General features: G+C 72.6%; 18 protein-coding genes. 11 read left to right on the forward strand and 7 right to left on the reverse strand.

Annotation, left to right across the window (positions count from 1 at the left end; all coding sequences use genetic code 11):
* From QZX64_RS06930 to QZX64_RS06940, 3 genes are all read left to right on the forward strand, one after another.
* On the forward strand, positions 1-283 hold a 283-nt coding region (locus QZX64_RS06930), incomplete at its 5' end, for a LiaF domain-containing protein (RefSeq protein ID WP_295657902.1).
* Positions 284-293: 10 nt separating this feature from the next.
* The gene (locus QZX64_RS06935; RefSeq protein ID WP_295657904.1) at positions 294-632 is read left to right on the forward strand and encodes a hypothetical protein; all 339 of its coding nucleotides are present in this window, start codon (positions 294-296) and stop codon (positions 630-632) included.
* Complete coding sequence (locus tag QZX64_RS06940; RefSeq protein WP_295657905.1) at positions 629-841, forward strand: PspC domain-containing protein; 213 nt, start codon at positions 629-631, stop codon at positions 839-841. The genes QZX64_RS06935 and QZX64_RS06940 overlap by 4 nt, the downstream gene beginning before the upstream one ends.
* A 25-nt stretch (positions 842-866) precedes the next feature.
* Here QZX64_RS06940 and QZX64_RS06945 read toward each other — a convergent pair whose 3' ends face one another.
* Together QZX64_RS06945 and QZX64_RS06950 are read right to left on the reverse strand one after the other, a co-directional pair.
* Positions 867-1994, reverse strand: a complete 1128-nt coding sequence (locus QZX64_RS06945; RefSeq protein WP_295657906.1) for a glycerophosphodiester phosphodiesterase — start codon at positions 1992-1994, stop codon at positions 867-869.
* An 86-nt stretch (positions 1995-2080) separates the two neighbouring features.
* Entirely contained in the window at positions 2081-3142 is a 1062-nt protein-coding gene (locus QZX64_RS06950; RefSeq protein WP_295657907.1) for a glycerophosphodiester phosphodiesterase family protein, read from the reverse strand.
* A 66-nt stretch (positions 3143-3208) separates the two neighbouring features.
* Between QZX64_RS06950 and QZX64_RS06955 the strand changes: the two genes are divergently transcribed.
* Positions 3209-3757: a YbaK/EbsC family protein gene (locus QZX64_RS06955; protein WP_295657909.1), complete on the forward strand. Its 549-nt coding sequence runs from the start codon at positions 3209-3211 to the stop codon at positions 3755-3757.
* 3 nt (positions 3758-3760) lie between these two features.
* Here the strand turns inward: QZX64_RS06955 and QZX64_RS06960 are convergent, their stop codons facing one another.
* The gene (locus QZX64_RS06960; RefSeq protein WP_295657911.1) at positions 3761-5257 is read right to left on the reverse strand and encodes a glycoside hydrolase family 32 protein; all 1497 of its coding nucleotides are present in this window, start codon (positions 5255-5257) and stop codon (positions 3761-3763) included.
* A 36-nt stretch (positions 5258-5293) separates the two neighbouring features.
* Between QZX64_RS06960 and galK the strand changes: the two genes are divergently transcribed.
* The 3 genes from galK (at position 5294) to QZX64_RS06975 (ending at position 8689) form a co-directional block, all read left to right on the forward strand.
* Complete coding sequence (galK, locus tag QZX64_RS06965) at positions 5294-6391, forward strand: galactokinase (protein ID WP_295657912.1); 1098 nt, start codon at positions 5294-5296, stop codon at positions 6389-6391.
* Between the two features lie 129 nt (positions 6392-6520).
* On the forward strand, positions 6521-6811 hold the full coding sequence (locus QZX64_RS06970; RefSeq protein ID WP_295657913.1) for a hypothetical protein: 291 nt from the start codon (positions 6521-6523) through the stop codon (positions 6809-6811).
* Between the two features lie 144 nt (positions 6812-6955).
* Positions 6956-8689: an ABC transporter ATP-binding protein gene (locus QZX64_RS06975; protein WP_295657915.1), complete on the forward strand. Its 1734-nt coding sequence runs from the start codon at positions 6956-6958 to the stop codon at positions 8687-8689.
* Here QZX64_RS06975 and QZX64_RS06980 read toward each other — a convergent pair.
* Positions 8635-9009, reverse strand: coding sequence for a hypothetical protein (locus tag QZX64_RS06980; RefSeq protein ID WP_295657917.1), 375 nt, complete (start codon positions 9007-9009; stop codon positions 8635-8637). The two genes, QZX64_RS06975 and QZX64_RS06980, sit on opposite strands and share 55 nt — an antisense overlap.
* A 34-nt stretch (positions 9010-9043) precedes the next feature.
* Here QZX64_RS06980 and QZX64_RS06985 point away from each other — a divergent pair, with 34 nt between their 5' ends.
* The 4 genes from QZX64_RS06985 (at position 9044) to QZX64_RS07000 (ending at position 14770) form a co-directional block, all read left to right on the forward strand.
* Positions 9044-10450 (forward strand): ABC transporter ATP-binding protein, encoded by a 1407-nt coding sequence (locus QZX64_RS06985; RefSeq protein ID WP_295657918.1) that lies wholly within the window; start codon positions 9044-9046, stop codon positions 10448-10450.
* A 61-nt stretch (positions 10451-10511) separates the two neighbouring features.
* Positions 10512-11546: an LLM class F420-dependent oxidoreductase gene (locus QZX64_RS06990; protein WP_295657920.1), complete on the forward strand. Its 1035-nt coding sequence runs from the start codon at positions 10512-10514 to the stop codon at positions 11544-11546.
* An 87-nt stretch (positions 11547-11633) separates the two neighbouring features.
* Positions 11634-12557: a glycerophosphodiester phosphodiesterase family protein gene (locus QZX64_RS06995; RefSeq protein WP_295657922.1), complete on the forward strand. Its 924-nt coding sequence runs from the start codon at positions 11634-11636 to the stop codon at positions 12555-12557.
* Positions 12558-12625: 68 nt separating this feature from the next.
* Positions 12626-14770: an MMPL family transporter gene (locus tag QZX64_RS07000; RefSeq protein ID WP_295657923.1), complete on the forward strand. Its 2145-nt coding sequence runs from the start codon at positions 12626-12628 to the stop codon at positions 14768-14770.
* Positions 14771-14862: 92 nt separating this feature from the next.
* Here the strand turns inward: QZX64_RS07000 and QZX64_RS07005 are convergent, their stop codons facing one another.
* From QZX64_RS07005 to QZX64_RS07015, 3 genes are read right to left on the reverse strand one after another with little or no spacing between them, the layout of a single operon-like run.
* Complete coding sequence (locus tag QZX64_RS07005; RefSeq protein ID WP_295657925.1) at positions 14863-16128, reverse strand: sugar ABC transporter permease; 1266 nt, start codon at positions 16126-16128, stop codon at positions 14863-14865.
* Positions 16125-16943: an ATP-binding cassette domain-containing protein gene (locus QZX64_RS07010; RefSeq protein WP_295657926.1), complete on the reverse strand. Its 819-nt coding sequence runs from the start codon at positions 16941-16943 to the stop codon at positions 16125-16127. The genes QZX64_RS07005 and QZX64_RS07010 overlap by 4 nt, the downstream gene beginning before the upstream one ends.
* Positions 16943-18025, reverse strand: a complete 1083-nt coding sequence (locus QZX64_RS07015; RefSeq protein ID WP_295657927.1) for a substrate-binding domain-containing protein — start codon at positions 18023-18025, stop codon at positions 16943-16945. The genes QZX64_RS07010 and QZX64_RS07015 overlap by 1 nt, the downstream gene beginning before the upstream one ends.
* Positions 18026-18092: the final 67 nt, after the last annotated feature.

The following is an 18092-nucleotide window of genomic DNA, read 5'->3' on the forward strand; positions in this document are numbered from 1 at the left end:
CGAGATGACCGTCGACCTCTCCCGGGTCGAGGACGCCGAGGCGCTCGACGGCCGCACCATCACCGTCGAGGGCGGGGTCGGCCGGATCGAGGTCATCGTGCCCGACGACGTGGACGTCGTCGCCAGCGGCGACGTCGACGGCCCCGGCTCGGTCGAGGTCTTCGGCGACGAGAACGGCGGCATCGACATCTACGGCAGCGGCAGCCGCAGCGCCGGCACGGACCGACCCAGCATCACGATCGACGCCAACCTCGGCGTCGGCGAGATCATCATCTCCCAGTGAGGACACGACCATGAGCACCGAGCTGAACCCGCCCGACGAGAGCGGCCGCCACCCCATCAACGTCGGCCACCTCGTGATGGGCATCGCCTTCCTCGGCCTGGTCGGGGTCTGGGCCGCCATCGAGGCCGACGTCATCGGCGACGGCGACATCCGCTGGCTGGTGCCCGTGCCGTGGGTGCTCGCCGGGCTCGCCGGGCTGCTGGCCATCGGGCTCGGCGGGCGCCGCCAGCAGGCCGCCGACCACGCCGCCCCGAGCCCGCACCACGAGGCGTACGCCGCGCCGTACCCCGCACCCCACGACGACACCACCGTCATCCCCACCGACACGAACCAGGAGCAGGACCGATGAGCGAGCACGCACCCCACACCGTGTCCCCGCGCCGCCTGCGGCGCAGCCGCGAGAACAGGATGGTCGCCGGCGTCTGCGGCGGCCTCGCCCGCCACCTCGGGGTCGACCCGAAGTGGGTCCGGCTGCTGACCGTGCTCGGCGTGGTCCTGGGCCTCGGCTCCGTGGCGGTGCTCTACCTCGTGGCGTGGGTGGTCATCCCGCAGGACTGAGCCGGGGGACGACCGTCGGCCGCGCTCAGCGGGCCCACACCACGATGTCGGGCTGGTCGGTGAAGATCCCGTCGACGCCGGCGGCGACGAAGGCCCGCGTCTCCGCGGCCAGGTCACCGAGCGCGTCGGGGTCGGTGCCGCGGCGGAAGTTGGTGGCCATGAACTGGTTCTCCGCCCGCAGCGTCCACACGTGCACGAACAGGTCCCGGGCGTGGGCGTCGCCCACCAGCGCGCTCGGCGCCGTGGTGGCCCCGGCGGCGTTGCGGGGCAGCACCCAGTCCTTGTGGGCGCCCACGCCGTCGGCGTACTGCGCGATGCGGGTGAGGCCGGCGGGCGTGGTGAGGTCGCGGTACGTCGTCGGGTCGCCCGCGGCGACCAGGTCGTACGGCGCGCCGGTGGCGTCGAGCAGCTGGGCGAGAGGCGCCCGGGTCATCGCGTCGAGGTCGCGCAGGTTGCTGGTCTCGAACGACTGCAGGATCACCGGCGCCTTCCTCCGATCCAGGTGGAAGCGCTTGAGCGAGGCGACGAGCGGCTCCTCCATGGACAGGCCGATGGAGTCGAAGTACGTCGGGTGCTTGGTCTCGGGGTAGACGCCGATGCGGCGCTTGGCCCGCTTCGACTCCGCCGCCACCAGGGCCAGCACCTCGTCGAGCGTCGGCACCTCGAACTTGCCGTCGAAGCGGGTGTTGCCGGGGCGCACCAGCGGCAGGCGCTCCTTGGCGCGCAGGGTCTTGAGCTCGGCGAGGGTGAAGTCCTCGGTGAACCAGCCGGTGACCTGGCGTCCGTCGATGGTCTTGGTGGTGCGGCGGTCGGCGAACTCCGGGTGGGAGCCGACGTCGGTGGTGCCGCCGATCTCGTTCTCGTGGCGGGCGACGAGCACGCCGTCCTTGGTGGGGACCAGGTCGGGCTCCACGTAGTCGGCGCCCATCGCGATGGCCAGGCGGTAGGCCTCCAGCGTGTGCTCGGGGCGGTAGCCGGAGGCGCCGCGGTGGGCGATCACTGTGGTGACGCCGGTCTTGTCGTGCCCGTGGCCCTGCCTGTCGGCGGCCTGCCTGTCGGCGGCCTGCGCGGGGGCGGTGACGGCCACCGAGGCGGTCAGCACGGCGCCGGAGACGAGGGTGGAGAGGGCGAGGAGGGAGGTCCGAGGTGTCATGCGGACACCTCACCCAGGGCAGGTGGACAGGCGAGCGCGTGCCAGGTGAACGCCGTACGGCGACCGCGCGAACTCAGGAGGCGGACTCAGGAGGCGGGCCGGGTCGCGGAGACCACCGGCAGCACCAGGTCGGGGTGGTCGGTGATGATCCCGTCGACCCCGGCGTCGAGGTGGGCCTGCGCCTCGGCCGCGAGGTGTCCGTGGTCGCGCCGGTGGCCGGGGCCGCGGAAGTCGGCGGGCAGGTAGGCGTTCTCGGCTCGCAGGGTCCACACGTGCACGGTCAGCCACCGCCGGTGGGCGTCGCGCACCAGCGTCGAGGGCCGGCCGGTGCGACCCTCCCGGTCGCGCGGGAGCACGAGGCCCTTCATCACGCCCAGCCCGTCGGCGTACTCGTCGATGTCCGCGAGGCCGTCGGGGCTCAGCAGGTCCGCGAAGGTACGGCGGTCGCCCACCGCCGCCAGGTCGGCCGGCCGCTCGCGGCGCCGGCCGACGAGCTGCACCACCGGCAGCCGGACCTCGGGGGCGAGGCGGCGCAGGATCGTTGTCTCGAACGACATGATCGTCACCCGGGAGCGCGGGTGGTCCAGGCCGTGGCGGGCGAGGTCGTCGAGCAGCGGCCGGTCGAGCGGCAGCCCGAGCGCGTCGAAGTACGCCGCGTGCTTGAGCTCCACCATGACCCCGACGCCGACGCCGCGGCGCACGGACTCGGCCTGCACCATCGCGAACACCTCGCCGAGCGTGGGGACGCCCTCGCAGCGGTCGTACTCGGTGTTGGCGGGGCGCAGCCGGGGCAGCCGCTCGCGCGTGGTGAGCTGCTTGAGCTCCACGAGGGTGAAGTCCTCGGTGAACCAGCCGGTGACGACGTGGCCGTCGACCACCTTGGTGGTGCGCCGGTCGGCGAAGCGCGGGTGGTCGGCGACGTCGGTGGTCGCGCTGATCTCGTTCTCGTGGCGCGCGACGAGCACGCCGTCGCGGGTGACGACGACGTCGAGCTCGATGTCGTCGACGCCCATCCGGATCGCCGTGCGGTAGGCGTCGAGGGTGTGCTCGGGGCGGTGCCCGGACGCGCCGCGGTGGGCGACGACCGCGGGCGTCACCACCAGGCTGGGCTCGCGGGCGGTGGACCGGGCGAGCTCGGTGAGGGTCACCGGGCCAGCGTGCGAGCCGACGGCCACCGGGCGGTGACGGCGACGTGAATGGGCGATGATGAGGCGATGACGTCGACCACGCCGGCCCTCGGCTCCGTGACCACCGTCCCCGCGCTCGAGCGCACCGACCTCCTCGCCTCCCCGGTCGTCGCCGGCCTCACCGGCTGGCCGCACGCGAGCGAGGTGGGCGTGTTCGAGATCGACCCGGCCCTGGCCGACACCGCCGCGTGCAGCGCGGCCTACGACCTGCCGCTCACGGCCGGCGCCAACTGCGTCGTGGTCTCCGGGCGCCGCGGCGGCGAGGAGCGGGTCGCCGCCTGCGTGGTGCGCGCCGACACCCGCGCCGACGTGAACTCGCTGGTCAAGCGGCTCCTCGACGTGCGGAAGGCGTCGTTCCTCGACATGGACCGTGCGGTCGCCGGGTCGGGCATGGAGCACGGCGGCATCACGCCGATCGGCCTGCCCGAGGGGTGGCGGGTGCTCGTCGACGCAGCCGTCCTCGACCTCGACGTGGCGGTCATCGGGTCGGGAGTCCGTCGCTCCAAGCTGCTGCTGCCCGGCCGGCTGGTCGGGATGCTGCCCGGCGCGGAGGTCGTCGACGGGCTGGGCCGCTGAGGCTCAGCGCCAGCCGGCCGGGTGGAGCGGCGTGACGACCAGGCTCTCCAGCACCGCCGTGCCGCCGCGCGCCCACGCGCCGATGCGGTCGGCACCCGGCGCCGGGAAGACCAGGTCGGTGACGGTCACCAGGCCGCCGTCGGCGAACACCTCGACCGACGACCGGTCGACGTACACCCGGATCGCGAGTGCGCCCCCGACCAGGGGCACGGGCACCCGCTCGACCGAGGCGAAGACGTCGGAGAACCCGACGTCGCCGGAGTGCCGGCGGTCGACGACGAGCTGCCCGGCCGCGACGTCGTAGCCGATCGTCGTGGCGTGCTCGTGGTCGCCCAGCACGCTGATGCCCGCGGCCCCGGCGGCGCCCGGCCGGATCACCGCGTCCACCTGCACCGCGTCGCCGCGCACAGGCAGGGCGGTGCGCCCCTCCGGAAGCGTCCGCCGCCCCAGCGTGAGGGCGGCGGCATGGTCGCGGAGCCCCTCGATCTCGTCGACGACGCGCTGCCGCAGGCGCGGCCCGCGCGGCGTGGGCACCAGCTCCACCTCGCGGGGCAGCGTCATCGCTCCGCGCCACCCCCCGGTGGGCAGCTGCTCGGCGTAGTCCCAGTTGCTCATCCAGCCGATCATCACCCGGCGCCCCTCGGCGACCCCGCTGAACGACACCGCCGCGTAGTGGTCGCGGCCCCAGTCGAGCCAGTCGTGGCCGCCGAGCCCCGGCCCGGTGGAGTCCTCGGTGGTGAAGGTCGTCCCGTCGAAGTCGCCGACGAAGTACTCCGCGCCGCTCCCGCCGGCCACCGCGCCGGGGTTGAGGCTGACGACGAGCACCCACCGCTCGGCGCCGCTCGCGCCGTCCAGCGGCAGCGAGAAGAGGTCGGGGCACTCCCACACGACCTCGGCCCGGTGCGGGTTGTCGAACGAGCTGAGGTGCTCCCACGTCAGGAGGTCGTCGCTGCGGTGCAGCACCACCTGCTGGTGCACCGCCTCGACGGCCACCATCACCCAGTAGTCGCCGGCGGGGCCGTCGTAGCGGAACACCTTGGGGTCGCGGAAGTCGGCCGAGGCCCGGTCGAGCACCGGGTTGTCGGCGTACGGCGTCCAGGTCTGGCCGCCGTCGGCGCTCCAGGCGATCGACTGCGACTGGTGGCCGGCGTGCGTGCGGTGGGCGGGCGTCCAGGCGCTCGTGTAGACCGCGACCAGGGGCGGGTCGGCGGCCGTGCCGAGCCCGGAGGTGTTGTCGACGTCGAGCACGACCGAGCCGGAGAAGACGTGCTCGACCGGGGTGTGCCGCAGGGCGAGCGGCTGCTCCTCCCACCGGAGCAGGTCGGGCGAGGTGGCGTGGCCCCAGCTCATGTTGCCCCACGAGGTGCCCTCGGGGTTGTGCTGGAAGTACAGGTGCCAGACCCCGTCGTGGTGCACCAGGCCGTTGGGGTCGTTGATCCAGTTGCGGCGCGCGGTGAAGTGCAGCAGCGGGCGGTGGGGGCCGTCGCCGGGGTCGGGCACCCCCGGATCCTAGGGCCTGCCCTAGATTGGTCGACCATGAGCACCGCAGGCACTTGGTCGGCTCCCGGGCGGGTCAACCTCATCGGCGACCACACCGACTACAACGGCGGCTTCGCGCTGCCCTTCGCGCTGCCGCAGCGCACCACCGTGACCGCGACCCGGCGTGAGGACCGCACGGTCGTGGCCCGGTCGGTCGGGCAGGAGGAGCCCGTCGAGTTCGAGGTGCCGGGCTCGGCCGGCGCCGTGACCGGCTGGGGCGCCTACGTCGCGGGGGTGGCATGGGCCCTCGCGGAGGCGGGCATCGAGGTGCCGGGCGCCGAGCTGGCGATCGAGAGCGACGTGCCGCTGGGCGCCGGCCTCTCCTCGTCGCACTCGCTCGAGTGCTCGGTGGGGCTGGCCCTCACCGGCCTGGCCGGCGTCGACATCGACCGCACCGAGCTCGCCCGCATCGTGCAGCGCGCGGAGAACGAGTACGCCGGCTCGCCGACCGGCCTGCTCGACCAGATGGCGATCCTGCACTCCCGTGAGCACCACCTGAGCTTCTTCGACGCCCGCGCCCTCACCGTCGAGCCGGTCGCCTGCGACCCCGGCGCCGACGGCCTGGAGCTGCTCGTCATCGACTCGAACGCGCCGCACGAGCTGGTCGACGGGGCGTACGCCGCCCGCCGGACCGCCTGCGAGGCGGCTGCCGCCCGGCTCGGTGTCGAGACGCTGCGCGAGGTCGACGACGTCGACGCGGCGCTCGAGGCGCTGGCCGACGACCCCGAGACGCAGCGCCGGGCCCGGCACGTCCTGACCGAGAACCAGCGGGTGCTCGACGCGGTCGCCCTGGTGCGCGCCGGCCGGCTGCCCGAGATCGGCACCCTGCTGACCCAGTCGCACGTCTCGATGCGCGACGACTTCGAGAACTCCGTGCCCACGGTCGACCTGATCGTGGAGAAGGCGGTCGAGGCGGGCGCCCTGGGTGCTCGGATGACCGGTGGCGGGTTCGGTGGATCGGTGATCGCCCTCGTGCCGGCCGAGCGGCGCTCCGCGGTCGAGCGGGCCGTGACCACCTCCGCCCTCGGCGCCGGCTACGCGGGGCCGTCGTACCTCGCGGTCGAGCCGTCGCCGGGCGCCGGTCGCGACGTGTGACGCAGGTCGCCCTCGGCCGGGGTGCCGCGACTGATTGAACGTTTCCTGAGAGGTCACTGAGAGGAGTTCAACGATCCTCCACGGCCGTCAGGCAACGACGGTCCCACCTCACCAAGGAGCTGTACCCCCATGGCGAACACCGCCCACACCACCACCGGCGCCCACGACCGCATCCGTCGCGTCAGCACCGAGACCAAGGCGTCGTTCAAGACCACGGAGCTGATCGCGTACGTCGTCGTGGCACTCGCCGTGCTCGTCGCCGCCGCGCTCACCGACACCAGCGACTTCGGCACCCAGGAGGCGTGGTTCTACGTCACGCTGCTCACCATCGGCTACATGGTCAGCCGCGGCCTGGCCAAGTCCGGCAGCCGCGACTTCTACGACGACGACTCGGCCGCGCGCAGCAACCGCGACCACTGATCGGTCGGGCTCCGGCCCGCATCGCTGCACCCAGACCACCCCGGCGCCCCAGGTGCCGGGGTGGTCCTGCGTCGTGGGGAGGCGTGCGTCACGTCCACGCAATTCGAGTGGCCTCGCAGCGGTCGGGTACGTAGCGTTCGCCGGGTGCGCCGACTCCCCCTCGCCGACCCCGGCGTCGCCGACCACCGCTCACCCGACCGGTACCTCTGGTGGCTCGCCAAGGGCCAGTGGCACACGCTCCTCGGCGGCATGTTCTTCGGCATCGTGTGGATGGGGTCGCAGGCCGTCATGCCGGCAGCGCTGGGCCGCGCCATCGACCAGGGCGTGGCCGCCAAGGACGGCGACGCGCTCTTGAGGTGGGCGCTGATCATGCTGGCGATCGGCCTCGTGCAGGCGGCGAGCGGCGTCATGCGGCACCGGTTCGCGGTCACCAACTGGCTCACCACGGCGTACCGAACGGTGCAGCTCGTCGGCCGGCAGGCCGCCCACCTCGGCGGCACGCTGCCGCGCAAGGTGCCGACGGGCGAGGTGGTCGCGATCGGCACCACCGACCTCTCCAGCCTGGGCAACGTCATGGACGTCACCGCTCGGTTCGTCGGCGCCATCGTGTCGTTCCTGATGGTCTCGGTGATCCTGCTGAGCACGTCGGTGACCCTGGGCCTCGTCGTGCTCCTCGGGGTGCCGCTGCTGATGCTGGCGGTCGTCCCGCTGCTGAGCCCCCTGCAGCACCGCAGCGCCCACCAGCGGCACCTGATGGGGGAGCTGGCCAACACCGCCAGCGACATCGTCAGCGGGCTGCGGGTGCTGCGCGGCGTCGGCGGCGAGCAGGTCTTCCTCGGCCGCTACCGGCGCGAGTCGCAGAGCACCCGGCGGGCCGGGGTCGAGGTCGCGCGGGTGCAGTCGGTGCTCGAGGCGCTGCAGGTGTTGCTCCCCGGCGTCTTCGTGGTCCTCGTGGTGTGGCTCGGCGCGCGGTACGCCGTCCAGGGCACGATCACCCCCGGCGAGCTCGTGGCGTTCTACGGCTACGCCGCCTTCCTCCTCATCCCGCTGCGGACCGTCACCGAGTACGCCAGCAAGCTGATCCGCGGCCGGGTCGCCGCCCGCCGCGTCTGCCGCGTGCTCTCGCTGACCCCCGACCACACCGGGCCCGCCGACCCCGCCCCGTCGCCGCCGCCCGGCGCCGACCTCCACGACGCCCGGACGGGCCTGCTCGTCCGCGCCGGACGCCTCGTGGCCATCGTCTCCGAGCAGCCCGACGAGGCCGCCGAGCTGGCCGACCGGCTCGGCATGGCGCACGCCGAGGTCGACGACGACGTCGTGCTGGGCGGGGTGCCGCTGACCTCCCTGGCCCGCGCCGAGGTACGCCGCCGGGTCGTGGTCTCCGACACCGGTGCCGCCCTCTTCTCCGGACCTCTCGGCCGCAGCCTCGACGTCACCGGCCGCGGCGGCGCCGAGGCCGTGCGCCGCGCCCTGGGCACGGCCAGCGCGGACGACATCCTCGAGGCGCTCCCCGAGGGGCTCCAGACCGTGGTAACCGAGCGGGGCAGGTCATTCTCGGGCGGCCAGCGCCAGCGCCTCGTGCTCGCGCGCGCCCTCACCGTCGACCCCGAGGTGCTCGTGCTGGTCGAGCCCACCTCAGCGGTCGACGCCCACACCGAGGCCCGCGTCGCGGCCCGGCTGCGCGCCCACCGCACCGGGCGCACCACCGTCGTCACCACCAGCAGCCCCCTCGTGCTCGACGCCGTCGACGAGGTCGCGTTCCTCGAGGACGGGCGCATCGTGGCCACCGGCACCCACGCCGATCTGCTGCGCGAGCACGCCGGCTACCGGGCCACCGTGACCCGCAGCGCCGGCGAGCCCGAGGAGGCCCTGCGATGAGCACCGCCCTGCCCGTGGCCGACGGCCCCGCCGTACGCCGCTACGCCGTCTCGATCGCCCGGCGCCACCCCCGGATGCTGTGGGGCGCCCTGTCCCTGCACGTGCTCGCGGCACTGGCCGCGCTCGCCGGTCCTCGCCTCATCGGCGGCCTCGTCGAGGCCGTCGAGCAGGGCACGACCCTGGGCCACGTCGACCGGATCATCGCCCTGCTGGCCTGCTTCGTCCTCGCCCAGGGCCTGCTGACCCGCTACGCCCGGCTCGTCAGCCAGGTGCTCGGCGAGACGGTGCTGGCCGAGCTCCGCGAGGACTTCGTCGACCACCCCGACGGACCACGCTCTCCAGCTGCCCGTCGGGGTGGTCGAGTCCGCGGGCTCCGGCGACCTGCTCACCCGCACCAGCCGCGACGTCGACCAGCTCGGCTGGTCGGTGCGCATGGCACTGCCCGAGTGGACGATCGCCTGCGTCACCGCCGTGCTGACCTTCGCCGCCGCGCTGAGCGTCGGCTGGTGGGTGGCCCTGCCCTGCCTGATCGGGGTGCCGCCGCTGGTGGTCGGGCTGCGGTGGTACCTCGCCCGCGCCAAGGACGGCTACCTCCGCGAGAGCGCGACGTACTCCGACATCGGCGCGACGCTCACCGAGACCGTGGAGGGGTCCCGCACCGTCGAGGCGCTCGGTATCGAGGACGAGCGGATCGCCCACATCGACGACGACGTGCGGAGGTCCTACGTCGCCGAGCGCTACACGCTGTACCTGCGCACGGTCTTCTTCCCGAGCATGGAGGTCGCCTACCTGCTGCCGACGGTGGCGACGCTGCTCTTCGGCGGCTACCTCTACACGCAGGGCACCGTGTCGCTGGCCGAGGTGACCACCGCGACCCTGTACGTGCAGATGCTCATCGACCCCGTCGACCGCATCGTCTCGATCCTCGACGAGCTGCAGATGGGCGCCGCCTCCCTGGCCCGCCTCCTCGGTGTGGCGCAGGTGCCCGACGACCGGGTGGCCACCGGCGCCCGGCCCGCCGACGAGAGGATCGAGGCCGAGGACGTCCACTTCTCCTACGTCGAGGGCCGCGACGTGCTGCACGGGGTCTCGCTCGACGTGGGCGTCGGCGAGCGGATCGCGATGGTCGGACCCTCGGGCGCGGGCAAGTCGACGCTCGGCCGGCTCCTCGCCGGCATCCACCCGCCCCGGTCCGGGTCGGTCACCGTCGGCGGCGTCGGGCTCGTCGACCTGCCGCTGTCCGAGCTGCGCGGCCACGTCGCGCTGGTGACCCAGGAGCACCACGTCTTCGTCGGGTCGCTGCGCGAGAACCTCGCGCTCGCGGCACCTCCCGGTGCCGGCGACGAGGAGATCCGCGGGGCGCTCGACGCCGTCGACGCCCTGGAGTGGGTCGAGGCGCTGCCCGACGGCCTGGACACCGTCGTCGGCTCCGGCGGCCGGGCCGTGAGCGCGGCGCAGGCGCAGCAGATCGCGCTGGCCCGGCTGGTGCTGGCCGACCCGCACACGCTCGTGCTCGACGAGGCGACCTCGCTCATCGACCCGCGGGCCGCCCGGCACCTCGAGCGCTCGCTGGCCGCCGTGCTCGAGGGCCGCACCGTCATCGCGATCGCCCACCGCCTCTTCTCCGCCTCCGACGCCGACCGCGTGGCCGTGGTCGAGGGCGGCGTGATCTCCGAGCTCGGCTCGCACGACGAGCTGGTCGCCGCCGGAGGCTCGTACGCCGCGCTGTGGGACTCCTGGAACGGCAAGCAGCAACCCTGAGGCGGCCCCCGCCTCCCTCCGCCCTTGCGATCGTGACAGCGCCAGTGTCACGATCGCGGGCATGAAGCTCTCCATGCCCCTGACCTACGCCGGCAACCCCCGCGAGACGGCCGACCAGGTCGCGTCGCTGGAGAGGGCCGGCCTCGACACCGTGTGGGTGGCCGAGGCGTACGGCTTCGACTCCCCCACGCTGATGGGCTACCTCGCCGCGCGCACCGAGACGATCGAGATCGCCTCGGCCATCCTCAACGTCTACTCCCGGACCCCCGGCGCGATCCTGCAGACGGCCGCCGGGCTGGACAACGTCTCGGGCGGCCGTGCGATCCTCGGGCTCGGCGCGTCGGGACCGCAGGTCGTCGAGGGCTTCCACGGCGTCCCCTACGCCAAGCCGCTCGCGCGCACGCGCGAGATCGTCGACCTCGTCCGCCGCGGCCTGCGCCGCGAGACCCTCACCCACGACGGCGTCTTCACCCTGCCGCTCCCCGAGGGCCAGGGCACCGGCCTGGGCAAGCCGCTCAAGCTGCTGACGAGGCCCGAGCGCCCCAGCATCCCCATCTACATCGCCGCGCTCGGGCCCCGGAGCGTCCAGGGCGCCGCGGAGTACGCCGACGGCTGGCTGCCGTTCCTGTTCCTGCCCGAGAAGGCGGCGTCGGTGTGGGGCGACGCGCTCACGAAGGGCACCGCCAGGAGGCAGGAGGGCCTCGGGCCCCTCGAGATCAGCGCCGGCGGCATGGTAGCCATCGGCGAGGGCCCCGACACCAAGGCGCTGCTCGACCACGCCCGGCCCGTCTACGCGCTGTACGTCGGCGGCATGGGCGCGCGCGGCAAGAACTTCTACAACGACCTCGCCTGCCAGTACGGCTACGAGAAGGAGGCGCGCGAGATCCAGGACCTCTACCTCGGTGGCCACAAACGTGACGCCGAGGCCAAGGTGCCGGTGGAGTGGCTGGAGGCTGCCAACCTCGTCGGCCCGGCGTCGTACGTCGCGGAGCGGGTGGCCGCCTTCCGCGAGGCCGGCGTGACCAACCTCCAGGTCACCCCCGTCTCCCCCGACCCGGCTGCCACCGTGGCGCAGATGAAGGAGCTGGTGGCATGACCCGCGCCGTCTTCGAGGCCGAGCACGAGTCGTTCCGTGACGCGGTCGGCACCTTCCTCGACGAGCAGTACGGCGGCGGGATCTGAGGTGCCCGCCCGGCTGGTCGAGCGCTTCGACGTGCAGGCCCATCGCGGAGGCAGCGGGCTGAGCGCCGAGAACACCCTCGAGGCGTTCGGGGCCGCGCTCGCCCTGGGCGTCTCGACGCTGGAGTGCGACGTGCACGTGAGCCGCGACGGCGTGCTCGTCGTCTCGCACGACCGCGACATCGTGTCCGGACCGCACACCGGGCGGATGATCCACCAGCTCACCTTCGCCCAGCTGCAGACGGTCGACGTCGCGGGGCTCCGCGCCGCCGACTTCCCCGACCGGCCCAGCGCCGAGGGGCTGCTCATGCCCGCGCTGACCGACGTCCTGGACCTCCTGCACGCCCGCGGCGCTGACGAGGTCGGCCTCAACGTCGAGATCAAGTACGACGCCACGGCTCCCGACGAGGGGGCCGCCCGCGACGTGTTCGTGGAGCTCCTGGTGAGCGCGGTCGACGGCGCCGGCCTGACCTCCCGCACGTCGGTCCAGAGCTTCGACTGGGGCGCGCTGACGAGGGTGCGCCGGGCCGACCCGGCGATGCGGCTGAACCTGCTGCTGAACCCGAGGTACCTCGAGGACGTCGGGGCTCGCCCCTCGCCGTGGCTGGACGAGGTCCGGCTGGACGACGGCGACGACCCGGTGGATGCCGCAGCCGCGCTCGGCTTCAACGCCGTCTCCCCCATCCACGGGCGGCCCTACCGGTCGGGCATCGGCGACCCGGCGTACCGCCCGGTGGTCACCCCGGCGCTCATCGAGCACGCGCACCGGCTCGGCCTGAGCGTCGTGCCGTACGTCGTGGACGACCCCGCCACGATGGGCCACCTCGTCGACCTGGGCGTCGACGGGCTCATCACCGACTACCCCGACCGGCTGCGCGAGGTGCTGGCGGAGCGGGGCGAGGCACTGCCGCGGGCCTACCCAGCTTGAGGGCGATCATGCAATATCAGTGAAAACCCTGATGCGCGATGTCGGTGGTCTCTGCTCCACTGAGGGTCATGCATCGTCAGATAGCCGGCCGACTCACGGGCCCCGCCACCAAGTGGATCGTCGTCATCCTCTGGATCATCGTCACCGCAGGCGCATCCACCTTCGCCGCGAAGCTCGCCGACGAGCAGAACAACGAGGCGTCGTCCTGGTTGCCCGAGAGCGCGGAGTCCACACGCGCGCTCGAGAAGCTCGTGGCCTTCCAGGACCCCAACGCCATCCCGACCCTCGTGGTCTACGAGAAGGAGTCGGGCCTCACCGACGACGACCTCGCCGCCATCGAGGAGCAGGCGGTCGAGCTGGCCGGCCTCGACGGCGTCGAGGAGGTGGTCGAGGGCCGCAGGCCACCGGTGGTCAGCCCGGCCACCGCCGAGCAGGTGGGCATGGCGGGGGTCTCCGACGACGGTCAGGTCGCGCAGACCCTGGTCACCTTCAACTTCGGGGCCGACGGGTGGAACGCGCTCCCCGACGCGGCCGACGAGGTGCGCTCGATCGCTCAGCTCGACGGCGGCGAGATCTACATCGCCGGCGCCGGCGGACAGGCGGCCGACTCCGCCGAGGCCTTCGGCGGCATCGACACCACGCTGCTCTTCTCAACCCTCGGCGTGGTCATCGTGATCCTCCTGGTGACCTACCGCAGCCCGGTGCTGTGGATCCTGCCGATCTTCTGCGCCGGCGTCGCGCTCTTCTCCTCCCAGGCCCTGATCTACTTCCTGGCCAGGTACGCCGACCTCACGGTCAACGGGCAGAGCTACGCCATCCTCACGATCCTGGTCATCGGCGCCGGCACCGACTACGCCCTGCTGCTGGTGGCCCGCTACCGCGAGGAGCTGCGCCGCCACGACGACCGGCACGAGGCGATGGCGTTCGCCCTCCACCGCGCCGCTCCGGCCATCCTCGCCAGCGCCGCGACGGTGGTGCTCGGCATGCTCTGCCTGCTGCTCGCCGAGATGAACTCCACGGCCGGCCTCGGTCCGGTGGCCGCCATCGGCATCGGGGTGACGTTCCTGGTCATGGTGACGCTGCTGCCGGCCCTGCTGGTGGTGTGCGGACGCTGGGTCTTCTGGCCCAAGCGCCCCGCCTTCGGCTCACCCGAGCCCACCCAGTCGGGCATCTGGGCCAAGGTCGGCCAGCGCATCGTCGTGCGGCCCCGGGCGGTCTGGGTGGTCACGACCGCGATCCTGGCGATCGCCTGCCTGGGCCTGTTCCGGCTCGACGCCGGCGGCCTCTCCACCGAGGACTCCTACACCAAGGAGTTCCAGTCGATCACCGGCCAGAAGGTGCTGGTCGATCACGGCCTGGTCGACCAGTCCAACACCGTGCAGGTGGTGGCCAACGGCGACCAGGGCGAGGCCGTCCGGGAGGCGATGACCGACATCGACGGGCTCGAGCAGCCGAGCGAGCCCGTGGTGGTCGACGACGTCGCCTTCATCCAGGGCGTCATCGACTCCGACGTCTCCTCGCCGCGGGCCTTCGGCGTCGTCGAGGACGTGCGCACAGCCACCCATGCGGTCGAGGGCGCGGATGCGCTCGTCGGCGGCGGCTCGGCGTTCTTCCTCGACACCAAGCAGGCCTCCAGCCGCGACAACCTGGTGATCATCCCGGCGATCCTCGTGCTGGTGTTCCTCATCCTGGTCGTCCTGCTGAGGTCCCTGGTCTCGCCGCTGATCCTGATCGCGACCGTGGTGCTGTCCTTCGGCGCCGCACTGGGCATCTCGGCGCTGCTCTTCGAGTACGTCTTCGGCTTCGCCGGGTCCGACCCGTCGTTCCCGCTGTTCGCCTTCGTCTTCCTCGTCGCCCTGGGCATCGACTACAACATCTTCTTGATGACCAGGGTCAGGGAGGAGACCCAGCTGCGTGGCACCCGAGCCGGGTCGCTGGTGGCGCTCACCTCCACGGGCGGCGTGATCACATCGGCCGGGCTGGTGCTGGCCGCCACCTTCCTGGTGCTGGGCACCATCCCGGTGGTGTTCCTGGCCGAGCTGGGCCTCGCGGTGGCGCTCGGCGTCATCCTCGACACGATGATCGTGCGGTCGGTGCTCGTCACCGCGATCAACCTCGACCTCGGCGGCAAGATCTGGTGGCCCAGCAGGCTCGACCACGAGGACCGGCACGTCGACGTCGAGGAGGCCGAGGAGCTCGCGACCGTCTCCTGACCCCGGGCGCGGACAGGGCCGCAGGGCCCGGCATCGCCGGAAACTGCGGCCCTGTCCTACCGGCCCTGTCCTACCGGCCCTGTCCTGTCGGCTCAGCCGCGACCGCTCGAGGAGCGGGCCCGTCGCGAGACCGAGTCGATGGCCACGGCGAGGAGGAGGACCCCTCCGGTCACCATGAACCGCACCGACGAGTCGACGCCCACCAGGTTGAGTCCCGACTGGATCGCCTGGAGCACGATGATCCCGAGCATCGCGGAGTACGCCGATCCGCGGCCGCCGAACAGCGACGTGCCGCCGATCACCGCGGCCGCGATGGCCTGCAGGTTGGTGTCGTTGGTGCCGCTCGCCTGGGAGACCGAGGTCTGCAGGCCGGCGGCCAGCAGGCCGCCGACGGCAGCGAGCGTGGAGGTCAGCGCGAAGACCGAGAAGTAGATCCGGTCCACCTTGATGCCCGAACGCCGGGCGGCCTCCTCGTTCCCGCCGACGGCGTAGACGTGCCGGCCCCAGCGGGTGCGCCGCAGCACCAGGTCCATCAGCACCACGAGCACCACGAAGAAGATCCAGACGTAGGTCCAGCCGCGATCGATGTTGACGTAGTAGGTGAGGAGCCCGAGGCCGACAAGCAGGGCGGCGGCCTTGAGGCCCACCACCGTCAGCGACGGCGCACTCAGGCCGGCGGCGGTGCGCTGCCTGGCCACCCAGAGCTGGGAGAGCACGTAGATCGCGGCGGTGGCGACCACCAGGACGTAGGACATCGCCTCCCCGACGAACTCGAACCGGGTGAACTGCACCAGGAAGGAGTCCGAGGGCAGGTTGCGGGTGCCGTTGTCGCCGAGCACGAACAGCAGTGCTCCCTGGAAGCCGAGGAGGCCGGCCAGGGAGAACACGAACGACGGCACGCCGAGCTTGACGTACAGCACGGCGTAGAGCGCGCCGATGGCCAGGCCGACCAGCATGCCGGCGAGGATCGCGACGATCATCGACTGGCCACGGTCGATCAGGGTGACCGCCATGACCGCTGCTGCGAACCCGCTGACCGAGCCGACCGACAGGTCGATCTCGCCCAGCAGCAGCACCAGCACGATGCCGAGCGCGATGACCCCGATGGGCGCCGCGAACTGGGTGATCGACACCAGGCTGCGGGAGGACAGGAATCGCGGCTCCGCGCTGTAGAAGCCGACGCAGATGATGATCAGGCCGACCACGACAGGCAGGCTGCCGAGCTCGCCGGAGCGAAGCCTGTTCCACAGCAGGCCGGCGTAGCCGCCGAAGCCCTTGGCGCTGACGAGACGCTCGTCGGCGAGGTCGGCCGCGACGGTCGAGGTGGGCGTCTCGGTGACGGGCCCCGGGGCGGTCATGCGGTGCCTCCCTCGATGGTCGTGCCGGCGCGCCGCGAGGCGCGGCTGGCGACGACGTTGTCGGAGGCGCCGGTGATGGCGGCCACCAGCTCCTCGGTGCTGACGTCCTCCACGCGGAACTCCGCGGCGTTCCTGCCCAGGCGCAGGACCATGATCCGGTCGGCCACCGCCTGGACGTCGGCCATGTTGTGGCTGATGAGGATGACGCCCAGGCCGGTCTCGCGCAGCCGCTCGATGAGGTTCAGCACCTCGGCGGTCTGGGCGACGCCCAGGGCGGCGGTCGGCTCGTCGAGCATGACCACCTTCGGGCTGCCCACCAGGCTGCGCGCGATGGCGACGGTCTGGCGCTGGCCACCCGAGAGCGCGGCGATGGGGATGCGGACCGACGGGATCTTCGCGGACAGGGTGCGCAGCAGCCGCCACGCCTCCTTCTCCATGCCGACCTCGTCGAGCAGGGGCCCGACGTGCTTCTCCTGCCCGAGGAAGAGGTTGGCGACCACGTCGAGGTTGTCGCAGAGCGCCAGGTCCTGGAAGACCGTGGCGATCCCGAGGGCCTGCGCCTCGGACGGGCCCGCCACGGAGATCTGGCGCCCGGCGAAGGTGATCCGGCCCTCGTCGGGGGTGTAGACCCCCGAGATGACCTTGACCAGCGTGGACTTGCCGGCGCCGTTGTCGCCCACGAGGGCGACGACCTCCCCGGGGTGCACCTCGAGGTGCACGTCGGAGAGGGCCTGCACGGCGCCGAACCGCTTGGTGACGCCGGCCAGGGACAGGACCGCGTCCCCGGCCGGCGCCTGCGTCACGGGAGCGGACATCAGCTGAGGCCAGCCTCCGCGCACGCGTCGGCGTACTCGTCGGTGCAGATGTCCTCGACCGGGTAGAACTCGTCGGCCACCACGGTGTCGGCGACGTTGTCGGCGGTCACCACGATCGGGTCGAAGATGAACGACGGGACGCCCTCGTAGTCGGTGGTCTCCCCGACGTCCTCACCGTTGGCGAGCGCCACGGCGACCTCGGCGGCCTTCTCGGCCTCGATCGGGATGGGCTTGTAGATGGTCATGGCCTGCTCGCCCGCGAGGACGCGCTGGATGGCGGCGAGCTCGGCGTCCTGGCCCGTGATCGGGGGCAGCGCGTCGGGCTCGAAGCCACCGCCGGTGAGGGCGGCGACGACGCCGCCCGCCTGGCCGTCGTTGGCGGCGTAGACGCCCTGGATGTCGGAGGTGTCGTACTTGCTCAGCTGGTCGGTGACGAACTCCTGGGCGTTCTCCGGGCTCCAGTCGGGGTTGTCGTACTCCTCGAGGATCTCGACGTTGCTGCCGTCGAGGACGCTGTGGGCGCCGGCCTTGAACTGCGCGGCGTTCGGGTCGTCGGGCGAGCCGTTGAGCATCAGGATGCCGCCCTGGTCGCCCATGGCCTCGACGAGGGCCTCGCCCTGCATCCGGCCGACGGTCTCGTTGTCGAAGGACATGTAGTAGTCGGCCTCGGCGATGAACCGGTCGTAGGCGATGACCTCCGCGCCGGAGTCCTGGGCGGACTGCACCATGCCCCCGGCACCGGCACCGTTGACGGGGTCGAGAACGATCACCGACGCACCCTCGGAGATGGCGGTGTCGACCTGCTGGGTCTGCTTGGCCTCGTCCTGGTCGGCGTTGTAGTAGAGGACCTCGCAGTCCTCGCACAGCTCAGCGACCTTGGCCTCGAAGAGCGGACGGTCGAACGCCTCGTAGCGGGTGGTCTTGGACTCCGGCAGGAGCAGCGCGATCTTCTGGCTGTCGCCGCCGGAGGCGCTGTCGCCACTGCCGCCCTCGGCCTCGTTGGCCCCGCAGGCCGACAGGCCGGCGGCGCCGATGAACAGGGCAGCGCCGAAGGCTGCGTAGCGGTGCAGGGTCGTGGACATGGGGGTCCCTTCTCGGTTTCTGGACGCTCCACGCGGGAGCGCCCCTGGTCTGGGAGAGAGTGTGGTG

This window comes from uncultured Nocardioides sp., assembly GCF_902805925.1.
GTDB lineage: Bacteria > Actinomycetota > Actinomycetes > Propionibacteriales > Nocardioidaceae > Nocardioides.

Excerpts from the sequence above, each read along its gene's own strand:
- QZX64_RS07010 (WP_295657926.1), bottom strand. The coding sequence starts at position 16,943 with ATGTCCGCTCCCGTGACGCAGGCGCCGGCCGGGGACGCGGTCCTGTCC.
- QZX64_RS06940 (WP_295657905.1), top strand. The coding sequence starts at position 629 with ATGAGCGAGCACGCACCCCACACCGTGTCCCCGCGCCGCCTGCGGCGC.
- QZX64_RS06990 (WP_295657920.1), top strand. The coding sequence starts at position 10,512 with ATGAAGCTCTCCATGCCCCTGACCTACGCCGGCAACCCCCGCGAGACG.
- QZX64_RS06935 (WP_295657904.1), top strand. The coding sequence starts at position 294 with ATGAGCACCGAGCTGAACCCGCCCGACGAGAGCGGCCGCCACCCCATC.
- galK (WP_295657912.1), top strand. The coding sequence starts at position 5,294 with ATGAGCACCGCAGGCACTTGGTCGGCTCCCGGGCGGGTCAACCTCATC.
- QZX64_RS06970 (WP_295657913.1), top strand. The coding sequence starts at position 6,521 with ATGGCGAACACCGCCCACACCACCACCGGCGCCCACGACCGCATCCGT.
- QZX64_RS07015 (WP_295657927.1), bottom strand. The coding sequence starts at position 18,025 with ATGTCCACGACCCTGCACCGCTACGCAGCCTTCGGCGCTGCCCTGTTC.
- QZX64_RS06945 (WP_295657906.1), bottom strand. The coding sequence starts at position 1,994 with ATGACACCTCGGACCTCCCTCCTCGCCCTCTCCACCCTCGTCTCCGGC.
- QZX64_RS06955 (WP_295657909.1), top strand. The coding sequence starts at position 3,209 with ATGACGTCGACCACGCCGGCCCTCGGCTCCGTGACCACCGTCCCCGCG.
- QZX64_RS07000 (WP_295657923.1), top strand. The coding sequence starts at position 12,626 with ATGCATCGTCAGATAGCCGGCCGACTCACGGGCCCCGCCACCAAGTGG.
- QZX64_RS07005 (WP_295657925.1), bottom strand. The coding sequence starts at position 16,128 with ATGACCGCCCCGGGGCCCGTCACCGAGACGCCCACCTCGACCGTCGCG.